This is a genomic window from Curtobacterium sp. PhB78, from assembly GCF_003751685.1.
Classification (GTDB): Bacteria; Actinomycetota; Actinomycetes; order Actinomycetales; family Microbacteriaceae; genus Curtobacterium.
The window spans coordinates 439485-452353 of sequence record NZ_RKIA01000004.1 but is presented as its reverse complement, the minus strand read 5'-3'; the positions used below and the strand labels follow the sequence as shown (position 1 = coordinate 452353).

General features: G+C 65.0%; 9 protein-coding genes. 1 reads left to right on the top strand and 8 read right to left on the bottom strand.

Annotated features, from left to right (window positions below; genetic code table 11):
- Nucleotides 1-54 precede the first annotated feature (54 nt).
- From EDF53_RS11955 to EDF53_RS11940, 4 genes are all read right to left on the bottom strand, one after another.
- The gene (locus EDF53_RS11955; protein WP_123293857.1) at nucleotides 55-336 is read right to left on the bottom strand and encodes a LacI family DNA-binding transcriptional regulator; all 282 of its coding nucleotides are present in this window, start codon (nucleotides 334-336) and stop codon (nucleotides 55-57) included.
- 157 nt (nucleotides 337-493) lie between these two features.
- Complete coding sequence (locus tag EDF53_RS11950) at nucleotides 494-1879, bottom strand: MFS transporter (protein WP_123293776.1); 1386 nt, start codon at nucleotides 1877-1879, stop codon at nucleotides 494-496.
- 226 nt (nucleotides 1880-2105) lie between these two features.
- The gene (locus EDF53_RS11945) at nucleotides 2106-4589 is read right to left on the bottom strand and encodes an alpha-L-rhamnosidase (RefSeq protein ID WP_123293775.1); all 2484 of its coding nucleotides are present in this window, start codon (nucleotides 4587-4589) and stop codon (nucleotides 2106-2108) included.
- A 48-nt stretch (nucleotides 4590-4637) separates the two neighbouring features.
- On the bottom strand, nucleotides 4638-7097 hold the full coding sequence (locus EDF53_RS11940; protein ID WP_123293856.1) for a glycoside hydrolase family 2 TIM barrel-domain containing protein: 2460 nt from the start codon (nucleotides 7095-7097) through the stop codon (nucleotides 4638-4640).
- A 348-nt stretch (nucleotides 7098-7445) separates the two neighbouring features.
- On the opposite strand from EDF53_RS11940, the gene EDF53_RS11935 reads away from it, so the two are divergent.
- Nucleotides 7446-8453: an SDR family NAD(P)-dependent oxidoreductase gene (locus EDF53_RS11935; RefSeq protein WP_243648835.1), complete on the top strand. Its 1008-nt coding sequence runs from the start codon at nucleotides 7446-7448 to the stop codon at nucleotides 8451-8453.
- A 34-nt stretch (nucleotides 8454-8487) separates the two neighbouring features.
- On the opposite strand, the gene EDF53_RS11930 is transcribed toward EDF53_RS11935, so the two are convergent.
- From EDF53_RS11930 to EDF53_RS11915, 4 genes are all read right to left on the bottom strand, one after another.
- Nucleotides 8488-9447 (bottom strand): LacI family DNA-binding transcriptional regulator, encoded by a 960-nt coding sequence (locus tag EDF53_RS11930; protein ID WP_123293773.1) that lies wholly within the window; start codon nucleotides 9445-9447, stop codon nucleotides 8488-8490.
- 69 nt (nucleotides 9448-9516) lie between these two features.
- Nucleotides 9517-11319, bottom strand: coding sequence for an NAD(P)/FAD-dependent oxidoreductase (locus EDF53_RS11925; protein WP_123293855.1), 1803 nt, complete (start codon nucleotides 11317-11319; stop codon nucleotides 9517-9519).
- A gap of 80 nt (nucleotides 11320-11399) precedes the next feature.
- On the bottom strand, nucleotides 11400-11594 hold the full coding sequence (locus EDF53_RS11920) for a ferredoxin (protein ID WP_123293772.1): 195 nt from the start codon (nucleotides 11592-11594) through the stop codon (nucleotides 11400-11402).
- The gene (locus tag EDF53_RS11915; protein WP_123293771.1) at nucleotides 11591-12856 is read right to left on the bottom strand and encodes a cytochrome P450; all 1266 of its coding nucleotides are present in this window, start codon (nucleotides 12854-12856) and stop codon (nucleotides 11591-11593) included. Before EDF53_RS11915 ends, EDF53_RS11920 begins: the two co-directional genes overlap by 4 nt.
- Nucleotides 12857-12869 lie beyond the last annotated feature (13 nt).

Genomic DNA, 12869 nt, shown 5'->3' with positions numbered 1-12869 from the left:
AACTGACGTTAGTCGACCACGATCACAATCTTCTGGTGCGGGCGGTGATCAAGATTAGTTGCCCACAGTGGAATGACTGCTCGTCACGTCGGCATGGCTGGTGCGACTGTGAGGTTTCCGTGCGAGATCCGCTGCCGCCTCGTTCTTGACGTAGCCGAGGTATGACATCGCCGCCAGAACTCGATGCCGGGTGACCGGTCGCACGTGCCCAGTTTTGTTGATCACTCGCGATACGGTTTGGTGGGAGACCGATGCCAGGGCGGCGACGTCATAGATGGTCGGAGCTTTTGGCGGCTGATCCTGCTCGGACAGCCAGCGCGGTCGTCGGCTACTCATCTCCGGGCTCAACATCCATGATCGGCTTGTCCTCTCCGAGAAGCGCGAAGCTGAGTTCTCTCCGCTGTTGGGCCAGCAAGCAACGGATCCATGGACCACCGCTCGCTGTATTTCGAGAGCTGAAAGGTCAGGGCTTCGCTTGATGGTGTCCAGGCGACTATCTTGGCGCTCGGATGCTCGTGGTGGAGTCAGTGCTTCGACGACCGACCGAGATGGGGATGATGGCCAGCGCGCCAAGAATCCCGACGATTCCACCGACGATGTACACCGCGGTGTAATCGCCGGTCGCGAGTGCGATGATCCCTCCCGCGACGAGCGGCCCGACGGCCTGCGGCACCTGGTTCGCCAGTTGGATAATGCTCATGAACCGGCCGTTTTCGTTCTCCTCGCGTGGCAGAACGTCCTGCTGAATCGCTTGATCGACTGCGCCGTAGACACCGACGGCGAGCGTGCTGAGCGCGCTGCCCAGGAGGAACTGTCCCTCGCTCTGAGTGAAGGCGACCACGACCATTCCGGCGGCCAGAATGAACGCACTTGCGATCAAGAATGGCTTTCGGCTGTGGAATCGGTCCGAGAGGTACCCGCTGGCGATGGCGCCGACGATCGCCGTGACGATGCCGATGAGACCCGACGTTGCAAGGATCGGGGCGGCCTCCGCGAGCGTGATGTCGAGACGCTGCCCGAGGAGGTAGACGCCGTAAGTCGTGGAGAAGGACAGTGCGAGGAAGACCAGAGCTCGGCTGATCCATACCCAGCCGACGTTGGGGAACTTCCGTGGGTTGAAGTAGAACCCTCGCGCGATGGACTTGATGTCGACGGGCTTGCGCTCGCTCACCGATCGCTTGTCCTTCATCAGGCCCGCGAAGATCAAAACGAAGATGAGCGCGAACGCCGCCGGAGCCGCGAACATGATCACGGGGATCTTCACGAACGCACCAGCGAACAGGATTCCGACGATCGGGCCGATCTGCGTAACTGAACCGGTGAGGCCAGAGACCTTCCCTCGCTGTTCCTCGGGGATGAGGTCGCTCTGGTGCGTCAGGAGCATTGCGCCGGCAGTCGAGTATCCGACGTAGGCGATGGACCATCCGACGATGAGGAGCGGGATGGACGGTGCGAACCCGACGATGAGCGATCCGAGCAAGCCCACGATTACCCCGCCGATGATCCAGGGGCGCCGGCGGCCGAAGCGGGATCGAGTGCGATCGCTGAGGAGCCCGGCGAGCGGGGTGGTGAAGAGGACGATGATGCCCGGGATCGCGATGGCGAGTGCGATCGCGCCGTTTTTGCCGACCGGGTCGATCTGCTGTACCCGAATGGAGAGGGAGTAACCGATCGGGGTCACCCACGCGACGTACAGCGCGAGTGTTGCCACGACCAGGCCAATGATGTAGCGCGCGCTGATCTTCTTCAGGGGGTCGGCGCCGTGGCGGACCGCGTCGCCAACTCCCTCCGCAGCGATTTCGAGTCCGCTCGGAATTCCGAGTGGGACCTCGTTTGGCTTTGCTGAGGAGTGCGGCGCGGTGCCGTCGGGTGAGGACATATCAGAACTCCGTTGTTGTGATGAGTGACGCAGGCGGTCAAGTAACGCGCGTTACCGAAGTATCGCCAGTGCAGGGTCTAAAAGCAAGAGGTGGTACTGATCTGGCGTAACGCGCGGTACCAGCGGCCGTGCACCCGCGGCTGAGGTGGCGGTCACGCTTGCCGAAGGTGAGAAGACGTCGCTTGGCATGACGTCTTCGTTCCGCTCCTAGTGACCGTGTCGGAGATCACACGTCGTGGATCGACAGGGCGGCGACGAGGTCCCGTTCCATTGCCGATGAGTTCGGGTGCTGCTGCGCGAGGGTGCGCACCGGCGCATCACCGAGGCGGCTACCCGCGGCTTCGACCGGCACACCCGGGAAGTACGAGCGGAGGACGTCGAGAACGGCGGCCCAGACGGCGTCGTCCTTCATGGTCTCTTTGACGCTGGAGTCGAGTGTCAGCTCTGCCTTCTCGCCGAACCCTGCCGGCGCCGCGTACCGCCATGAGTGCCGACCAGGAGCGACATCGACGGCGAGCTGTTCTGGATGCAGCGGGGGGATGACGGTGGCGGTGGCTCCATCGGGTACGACAACCTCCAGTACGAGGTCACCGTCGTCGACGTACCAGTGGCTTTCCACCCGCCCGAGCACCGTGTCGTGTTTGGCGTGGGCGGATGTGAGTCCTCCACCCGGCTGCGGGGCCACCGTGAATGTCCGCCAGCCCGGCGCAGTTCGGGTGAGACCGCCGACGACACGGTGAAGCCAGTCGGCGACGGCCCCGAGGGCGTAATGGTTGAGCGACGTCATGCCAGTGGCGTTGACCGTACCGTCGGCGAGCACAGCGTCCCAGCGTTCCCAGACCGTGGTCGCACCCATGAGGACGGGGTAGAGGAAGGAGGGACTCTTCGTCTGCATCAGCAGGTCGTACGCGACGTCGACGTGTCCGGTGCTGCTGAGCGCGTCGGTGACGAGCGGGGTGCCGGCGAATCCCGTGGCGATCGTGGCGCCCGACTCACTGATGATCGCTGCGAGCCGATCTCCAGCGACGCGCTGCTGGTCGTCGTCAAGCAGTCCGAACATGATGGGAAGGGCGTATCCGGTTGCCGATTCGCTCACCACGCGGCCGACGGGGGTCACGAAGTGACGCCGGAAGGCCGTCCGCACACGTGTGTGTAATTCGTCGAAGTGCTGAGCGTCTGCATGCTCACCGAGAACTGCCGCAGTTTGCGCCATCTCCTTCGTCGTCTTGGCGAGGTACGCCTGGGCGACGAGGTACCGGTCCGTCTTTCCGCCGGCGGGGTTGTCGGACGGAGCGTCGGGGTCGAGCCAGTCACCGAACTGGAATCCGTGGCCCCAGAGCCCGTCGTCGTCGAGTACTGATTCGACTTCGTCGACGAAGGCCGTCATCGATTCGTAACTGCGTCGGAGGATCTCCGACTCCCCATACTCCTGGTACAGGGCCCACGGCAGGCTGACCGCCACGTCACTCCACAGCGCGGTAGCGGTTGACGGTGTCGGGAGGACGTCCGGGATGCTCCACGGGACGGTCCCGGTCTCCTGTTGTTCAACCGCGAGGTCCTTCAGCCAGGAGCCGAGCACCTCGCGGACGTCGTAGAGGAACGTGGCGGTGGGCGTGAATGCGTTCAGATCGCCCGTCCATCCGAGTCGTTCGTCACGCTGCGGGCAGTCCGTCGGTACGCCGACGAAGTTGTCGCGCATCGACCAGACGGTGTTCTCGTGCAGCTTCGTGATGCGGGGGTCTGATGCCTCGAACCAGCCGGTGCGAGTCATGTCCGTGTGCACCACAATGGCGCGCAGATCAGCGACTGTGGGTACCCCGGGCCATCCTGTTACCTCGACGTATCGGAAACCGTGGAAGGTGAAACGTGGCTCCCACGTCTCCGCTGTGCCGCCCCGGAGGATGTACTCGTCGGTCGCGGCCGCGCTGCGAAGGGTCTCGGTTTCAAGGGAGCCGTCTGGCTTCAGCAGTTCGGCGTGACGGAGCGTGACGGTGTCGCCGCTTTGCCCGTTCACCGTCAGTCGCACCCAGCCGGAGATGTTCTGCCCGAAGTCGACGATCCACTGCCCAGCGGACTGCTCGGTCACGGAAACCGGCTCTAGTTCCTCCATGCGCCGGATAGGGGGTGCACCGCCCTCGACGAGCGTCTTGGTGTCCCAGTCGAAGGCTCGCGCGGCGCACCAGTTCGCAGCGTCGAACGCCGCTGTCGACCATCCGATCGGTTCACTGCGCGCGTCGTAGCGTTCGCCAGCGTAGATCCCGCTCGAGTGCACCGCTCCGGTGCTCACGAGGACTTGCTCGTCGCTTCCGATGACGTCGATGTGATCGTCGTACTCGAGTTCGAGGCGCGCCCAGAAGGCAGGCCGGTCCGCGTAGTTGTGTCGCCGGTTCTCCCAGGTGAGAGCACCGACCGCCCACCCTTCACCGACGATCGCGCCGAACGCGTTCTCGCCGTTCGTGAGGAGACCGGTGATGTCGTGGCGTCTTGCGACGAGTCGGTGCCGATACGACGTCCATCCTGGGAAGAGCACTTCATCACCGACGCGGTGTCCGTTGACGTACGTCTCAGCGATGCCCAGCGCAGACACCGTGAGCGTCGCGTGGCGGAGTCCTTCGGCGACCGTGAAGTCACGCCGGAAGTACGGTGCCGGGTCGCCTTCGACGCTTGCAGTGTCGGCGCTGACGAAGACGGGTTCGGTGGACTGTGTCATGGCGTTCCTTCTAGGTTCGCAGAGGAGGAGAACGGTTCCGGCGGACGGTCAGTGCACGGTGAGTTCGACGATTGCGGATGCACAACCGGGTGCAGTGACCGTCACGGTGATGACGCCTGCAGCGGTCGGTCGGACGATTGCGAGGGCGGTTCCGTCGAAGGTGCACCGAGTTGTCTCGGCGAAGAGCGACACCGGTGCCGGATCCCCACTGCCGAACGACTGAAGGGTCCCTGTGCCCTCAACGAGGACAGTCACCTCGCGATCCATCAGCGGTCGAACGACGCCCGCGGTGTCGGTGAGTGAGATGTCGATGTATGCAAGGTCGGTCGTGCCGTTGGTGATCTCCGTCCGGTCCGCCGAAACGGAGAGGATCGTCTCATCGGCGGCGGAGCGGAGCGACGTTCGACCGGTCTCGACACCGCCGGTGTACGCCACTGCGGTCAGTTCACCGGGCTGCCACACCGTCTCGATCGTTGCCCGGAACGCCAACTCGGCTCCGACGGCGGCGCGACCGATGATGTCGCCGTCCAGCAGCAGCTCGACCTCGTCGGCGTCGCTGTAGACCTCGACGGTTACGGGAAGGCCGTCGTAGCCGTCCCAAGCCCAGCTCGACACACTGTCGCTCCACGACCAAGGGGTTCCGAGCACCGTCTGACCGTGACGCGAGGGCCGCTGCACGGCAACGTACGGCTCGCGGCGAAGGCCGAACACGATCTCTCGGTAGTACGAAACGGGACGACGGCGTCCGATGATGTCGAGGTCGCCGCTGGCGGCGGCGAGCCAGGGCCAAGCCTTCGCTGCGGCAGGACCGGCTGCCTCGTCGTGATAGCTCACGCCGCCGAGGCCCGCTTCGCCGAGGTAGTCCCACCCCACCCACGTGAAGTCGCCGATGACGTGGTCCAGCCGCTTGACGAGGTCCCAGTTCCGGGCGATGTGCGAGGGGAACGTCTCGCTTCCGACGATGACGCGGTGCGGGAAGAGCTCGTGGTCGAGTTCGTACCGCCCGTCGCCGTAGTTCATGCCGGCGACGTCGAGCACGGAGAACGATTCTTCGGTCCGCGCGGTCACGGGCGGCGAGGCCGAGATCTGGTTCATCATGTCGCCGACCTGGCTCATCATCGCATTCACGCCGCCGGCTTGCGGCTCTGCGGATGCCAGCGCCTCCCGCTGCTGCGACATACCGGCGGTGACCAGGTCGAGGACTGACACGAATCCGTTGATGCCGTTCGTGACGAACCGGTTGGGGTCGAGCGAGCGGAGCTTCTCGGCGAGACGCCTGCTCCAGATGCCGCCACTGATGGAACCCGTTTCTGGGATTTCGTTGCCGATGGAGTACATGATGACGCTCGGGTGGTTGACGTCCTTGGCGACCATTGACTCGACGTCTCGCTCCCACCACTGGGTGAAGTCGGACGCGTAGTCGAAGTCGGACTTGCTCGAGGTCCAGACATCGAACGTCTCGTCCATGACCAGCATGCCCAGCCGGTCGCACGCTTCGAGTAGCGCCGAACTCATGGGATTGTGCGCACTTCGGATCGCGTTGAACCCTGCGTCTTTGAGCAGCTCGATTCGGCGCTCCTCCGCGCGGACGATCGCGGCAGCACCCAGGGGGCCGTTGTCGTGGTGGATGCATGCTCCGCGGAGCAGGACAGCTCGTCCGTTGATCCGAAGTCCGCGTACGGCGTCGAGCTGCAGAGTGCGGATGCCGAAGGTCACCTGTTCGCGGTCGACCTCGTCGTCACCGTCGGTCAGGACGACGGTCGCGCCGTACAGCGTCGGCGAGTCCACGTCCCACAGCGATGGGTTCGTCACAGGCAGTCGGAGTCGGACGGTGGAGCGCTCGCCAGGAAGGAGACTGACCGGAGCGCTGCTCGTGACGAGGGAAGCGGACGATTCGGCCTGGGTCACCTGCGTGATGTTGGTCGTGAGACGGAGAGTGCGGGTCGTTGTGCCGCCGTTCTCGACCTCCGCAGCAACCTCGACGACCGCTCTGTCCACATCGACGTCCGGGGTGGTGACCTGCACGCCGTCGACTGCGATCCGCGCGGCACTCTTCACGATGAGACGAACGTCGCGGTAGATTCCGGCTCCGGTGTACCAACGGCTGTCCTGGTGAGTGCGGCAGTCGACCTTGATCGTGTTCGTTGTCCCGGCCTCGAGCCACGGGTCGATCCGCACCACGAATCGGGAGTATCCGAACGCGTGTTGGCCGGCGAGTGCACCGTTGACGTAGACCATCGCATCTCGGTGGACACCGTCGAATTCGAGCGCCCAGAGCTGACCACCGAAGTCCGCTGGAACTGAGACCTCGGTGCGGTACTCCCATGCTCCACCCGGGAAGTAGCCAGGCGCGGCGCCGTTCCGGAGATCAGGCGTTCGCGCCGTGGTGATCTGTGCATCGTGCGGCAACGTCACGTCTTCCCAGTCGCCGCCCGCGCCGCCGAGTTCGGCAAACGCGCTGACCTTCGGACGGTAAGACCAACCCTGGTTGAGCAGCTGCACGGTCATCAAGGTCTCCACAACGTCATCGTCTGCGCAGGTATCGCGCGTTACCTAGCCAATCAGCTCGGGTATTGCGTGTCAACCGCCGAGACGGTTCCCCCGCATGCCGATCACTGGGGGCCACTGATCCAGGACGGACGCGGCCGAGCACCCTCGCCGACGACCCGCCAAGCCCGAGGCTCCGGTTCGTTGCGTCGCACCGAAGCACTCGCGGACAACGCGGTGCCGATCGGCATCCTTTTGCACCGGCTGGGAACCTCAACAGCATCCCGCTCGAACCAGATGGCGCGGTTGACGTGGACACGCGACCGCTCTAGCGTCAGTTACGCGCGTTACCAACGAAGGGATGGACACGTGTCCGAGTCGAACAAGCCACTCACTGGCCACACAATGATCGGAGCGTGGCTTGAGCACCCCGCCGGGGGTGCGGTGCTTCGCCAGTTCGGTGAACAGCTCGGCATGCAGGAATCGGCCCTTCGCCTACTCCGCCGTGTGCCACTCGAGACCTTGATCGCTGGGATGGGGGACCGAGGTGACGGAGTGCTCGATACTTTGACTCGGGAGGCGAACGGGCGAGAAGTGTCCCCGGAAGAAGAAGCCGAAAGTGCGGGCTGGGTGGAGCGCATCTCCGCCGGTCGGTTCGACGGCCGCACCGTCATCGTCACGGGCGCCGCTTCGGGTATCGGCCGTGCCGTCGCGGTGCGTATCGCCCGCGAGGGCGGAACCGTTGTCGCTGTGGACATCGCCGAATCGCGCCTCGCCGACCTGGTGGCAGCGTTCCCGTCCGTGCGGCCCGTCGCAGCGGACATCACCGCCGATGACGGCGTCGCGCGGATCGTTGAGGCTGCCGGAGCCCGTATCGATGGGCTCGCGAACGTCGCGGGCCTCCTCGACGATTTCAGTCCCCTTCACGAGACGGACGACGCGATGCTTCGTCGCGTGTTCGAAGTGAACGTGTTTGGTCTGGTACGACTGTCTCGAGCGGTCATTCCTGCGATGATCGCCGCTGGCCGCGGATCAATCGTGAACGTAGCGTCCGAGGCTGCCCTGCGCGGCTCCTCTGCGGGGTTGGCGTACACCGCGTCGAAGAGCGCCGTCCTCGGCGTCACGCGCTCGTCTGCGTTCATGTACGAGCCGAACGGGATCCGCGTGAACGCCGTCGCTCCTGGCGGTACCCTCACCGGCATGCGTCCGACAGCGACGAACACCTTCGGTCAAGAGCGATTGAACAGTCACACCGCCGACGTCCCGATCGCCGTTCCGGAGGCGCTTGCAGCATCCATCACGTTCCTGCTGAGCGACGACGGCGTCAACGTCTCGGGCGCCCTTCTGCCGTCTGACGGTGGTGAGTCCGTGTTCTGACGCATGCGGTGAGCGTCGGATCGTTCTCCTCGGGTCAGGTAGTACCACGCACGACGACCCGAAGCGGGTTCTCGGCCGGCTTCGGGTCGGTCGTTGTGAGCCCGAGTCCTTGGATGACTCGGTTGATACTTGACCGCGCCGCGCTCTCCAGATCGACGTGCACGGTCGACAGGGGCGGGATGGTCACTGCTGAGAGCGGGGTGTCGTCCATTCCGATCAGCGCGACGTCCTCGGGGATGCGGTACCCGCGTCGCGTTCCCGCGGCGAGCAGAGCAGTTGCGACGTCGTCGTTGTAGCAGGCAATCGCGACACCAGGCGCGGCAAGCGAATCAAGGGCGGCGTCTGCGGAGTCAGCGTTGATCTCGACACTCACGTTCAACGGGTCCGGGAGGCCGGCGGCGCGGCAGGCGTCTCGCACTCCTGCCTCCCGGGCCTGACCGAAGGGGTCGTCACGCGCATCGTGAAGATGAGCGAACGCAAGGCGTTGGTGACCCTTCTCGATGAGGTGCTCAGCCTGCAAGCAGCCGATACTCCTGTTGACGTCGTCATCTGCGGCGCGCGGTCCCGGGTCGACGGCGAGGACCCCGTTCCGTTCGAGTAGCTCTCGCTCGAAGCTGTCGAAGAGCGTGAATGAGATCACGGCACGTGGATGCAGACCGCGGACCATCCGATTGAGTGACTCGGCCGTTGCGGTCGGGAATCGCAGCAGGAGCGTCAGGCCACGATCGGCAAGCTCGTCGGTCGCTCGCTCGAACAGGTCCTGCAGGTTGCCGTGGAATGTCGTGTTGGGGATGAGGGCGATGACGATGTCGCTGGAACCAGTCGCGAGGGCCCGTGCCGCGACCGACGGCTGGTACCCGAGGTCGAGAGCGATCCGTTCGACCCGTTCGCGCGTCGCGGGTGAGAAACGTGCACCGCGACCGTTCAGGATTTGGCTGACGGTCGCTCGCGAGACACCAGCGGTACGCGCCACGTCTTCGCTCCTGGTCACCATGCGGTCTCCTCCCGGCCGTGCCCAGCTTAATGGGGCGGTGACGCGCGATACGCGACCGACGAAGATCGTCTAACTGCTGGTGGATCCGACGAGTGCTGGATGGAGCACGGTCCTCATTTCCGTCTCACGCCAGCGTCGGAGCAACGAGTGGAACCGCACGGGACCGGGACTGTAGCTCCCGCCGCCGCGGCGGCGAGTCCCCTCGCCGTTGTAGTACCCAGGCGTGCACTCGGCGAGGAACGCCGCATTGTTCGTCTCGACGGCGCTGATTGTCTCGGCCCAAGCATCTTGCGCCTCTTGAGTCGGTTCGACGAAGCGGGCGCCCTCGCTTCTCGCTCGTCCGAGGATGGCGGCGATGTGGGTTGCCTGCTCCTGGAGGACGTGGACGAAGTTCACTGAGTTGGCGTTCTGCAGCGACCCGAGGTGGAAGAGGTTGGGGAAACGATGCGACATGAAGCCGTGGAGCGTCTTCGGCCCCTCCGCCCACGCCTGGAGGAGCTGGTCCCCGCCGCGACCGAGTACCGGTAGCGTCCCGGAGACGACTCCGGAGACGCCGGTCTCGAATCCGGTGGCGAAGATGACGCAATCGACTTCGTACTCGTTGTCGCCGACGACGACCGTGTGCTCCGTCATGGCGGTGATGCCGCCGCTGTCGGCCGTGTCGATCAGAGTCACGTTCTGCCGGTTGAAGGTCTGCAGGTACGTGTCGCTGAAAGTGGGTCGCTTGCACATGTACCGGTACCAGGGCTTCAGCTTTGCGGCGGTGCCGGCGTCGTCGACGATCGCGTCGACGCGGGCGCGGATCCGGTCCATCTTCTGCGCGTCTGCAACCTCGATGACGAGGCCTCGGTCTGGTGCATCGACCCTCTCGTCACTCTGACCGGTGAGCATCGTCCGTTGTAGGGCAGCGGTGGAGGTCCACCCGTCCTGGACGAGGTCGACGTCTGTCTCCTCGCCGGACACGACCGCGAGGAAGTTCTCCATTCGTTCTTCCTGCCAGCCGGGCGGCAGCGACTGGGTCCAGCCAGGCGGCAGGTCTCGGTTGTCCCGGACATCGACGCTGGACGGGGTGCGCTGGAACACGAAGAGGTGCTCAGCGGAGCGAGCGACCTGAGGAATGACCTGGATCCCGGTGGCGCCGGTGCCGACGACCGCGACCCGCTTGTCACGCAGCCCTCCGAGGTCGCCGTCCTGCGTGCCCCCCGTGTAGCCGTAGTCCCAGCGGCTCGTGTGGAAGGTGTGACCGCGGAACGTCTCGATGCCAGGGATCGCGGGGAGCTTCGGCTGCGAGAGTGTCCCAGACGAGACGACGACGTACCGTGCACGGAAGCTGTCACCACGATCGGTTGCGACCTGCCACTCGGCGTCGTCCTCGTGCCATCGCAGTTCCGTCACGCGGGTGTGGAACAGGACATCGTCGTACAGGTCGAACTTCCGGGCGATGGCCATCGCGTGCTTTCGGATCTCCTCACCCGGCGCGTAGCGCCTGGAGGGGATGGTGCCGACGTCCTCGAGCAGTGGCATGTAGATCGACGACTCGATGTCGCAGTGAACGCCGGGATATCGGTTCCAGTACCAGGTGCCACCGAAGTCGCCGCCCTCCTCGGACATGCGAACGGACGTGAAGCCGGCCTGCCGCAACTTCGACGCGGTGAGCAACCCACCGAACCCGCCTCCGACGACGAGCACTTGGACTGCACCGTGTTCCACGGTCCGTTCCTTGCGCGGCGTGTAGGGATCGGTCTCCCAGTATCCGAAGGACCCGCGGGTTCGTCGGTACTGCCGGAGCCCATCTGGCCGGATGCGACGGTCGCGCTCCTGCGCGTACCGCGCGCGGAGCGCAGGCATGTCGTTGGCGGTGGGGTCGGTCATGTTCCTCCAGAACGGGACGATCGGTGACGATGCGTGACCGCCTCGGTCGACGGCCGGTTGGTCGACGGTGAGTTCGCTCGTCAATCTTCAAGCGCGATCGCGAGAGCCGGGCAGACCGCGACGGCGTCGCGGACCTCCTCGACTTCTTCTCCGGTCACGTCGTCCTTGAGGAGAAAGGCGATACCGTCCTCGTCTCGTTGGTCGAAGACGTTCATGGCAGCCATCACGCACTGACCGCTTGCGACGCACTTGTCTTGGTCGAGGATGACCTTCATCGGGTCTGCTCCTTCTCTTCCTTCTGTGGGTGAGCCGGGCACCAAGTGACCGGGAGTTCGTACACCCCGTAGACGGATCCGTCGTGCTTGAAGGGGATCGCGTCGAGGGTGGTGGCGAGTGTCAGCGTGGGGATACGTCGGAGCAGCGTGGCGTAGGCGACCTGCAGCTCCATTCGTGCCAGCGGTTGGCCGAGGCACTGGTGCACGCCGAACCCGAACGCAACGTGCGTTCTGGGGTTCCGTCCCACGTCGAGCCGGTTTGGGTCGCTGAACACGGCGTCGTCCCGGTTGCCGAGGTCGGTCGCCACGATGATCCCGTCGCCAGCGCGGATGGTGACGCCGTCGATTTCGATGTCCTCGACAGCGACTCGCTTACGCCCGTCGTGCGTGATGGTGAGGTAGCGCAGAAGCTCCTCTACCGCGGACGCCACGAGCGCGGGGTCGGGATCGTCGCGGAGTCGCGCCAACTCGTCAGGGTGTTCGATGAGCGCGAGCGTGCCGAGGGCGATCATGTTCGCCGTTGTCTCGTGACCGGCGATGAGGAGCAGGATGCCCATCTGCACAGCGTCGGACATCTCCAGCTCGCCGTCGGTGACGCGGCGGCCGAGGTCCGAGAGCAGGTCCTCGCCTGGTTCGGCGATCTTTCGGTGCAGGAGCTGCGCGAGGTAGGCGCCGAGCGATTCGAAGGCGCGACGCTGTTCCTCACGAGCGACACCGCGCTTGATGATGGTTCGACTGTGCTCCTGGAAGTCGTCGTGATCGCCATAGGGCACGCCGAGCAGCTCGCAGATCACCAGCGACGGGAGCGGAAGCGCAAATTCTTCGACGAGGTCGACTGGTCCGGTGCGGGAGAGCATCGAGTCGATCAGGTCGTCTGCGATCCGTTGCACTGCCGGTCGCATGACCTCGATGCGCTTCACCGCGAACGGCGCCGTCACCATCCGGCGCAATCGCGCGTGGTCGGGATCGTCCATGAGGATGAAGCTCAGACCGGAACCGCCGCCGTCGACAGGAGCCGGGGATGGGTAGCCGGGTCGGCTGATGTCCGCGCTGATGCGGGCATCAGCAAGGATCGTCCGCGCTTCAGCATGTCGAGTCACGTACCACGGCGTGGAACCGTCCCAGAGGCGAACCCTTCGAATCGGTCCCTGCTGCTGTTCATGGGTTGCCGCTGGAGATGGGTCGAACGGACATGCGCTCGCTCGCCGCATGGGGAACGCTGGCGGTTCAGCCTGCTGCGTCGATGCAATGACATCAGTCATCGGGTTTCCTTCC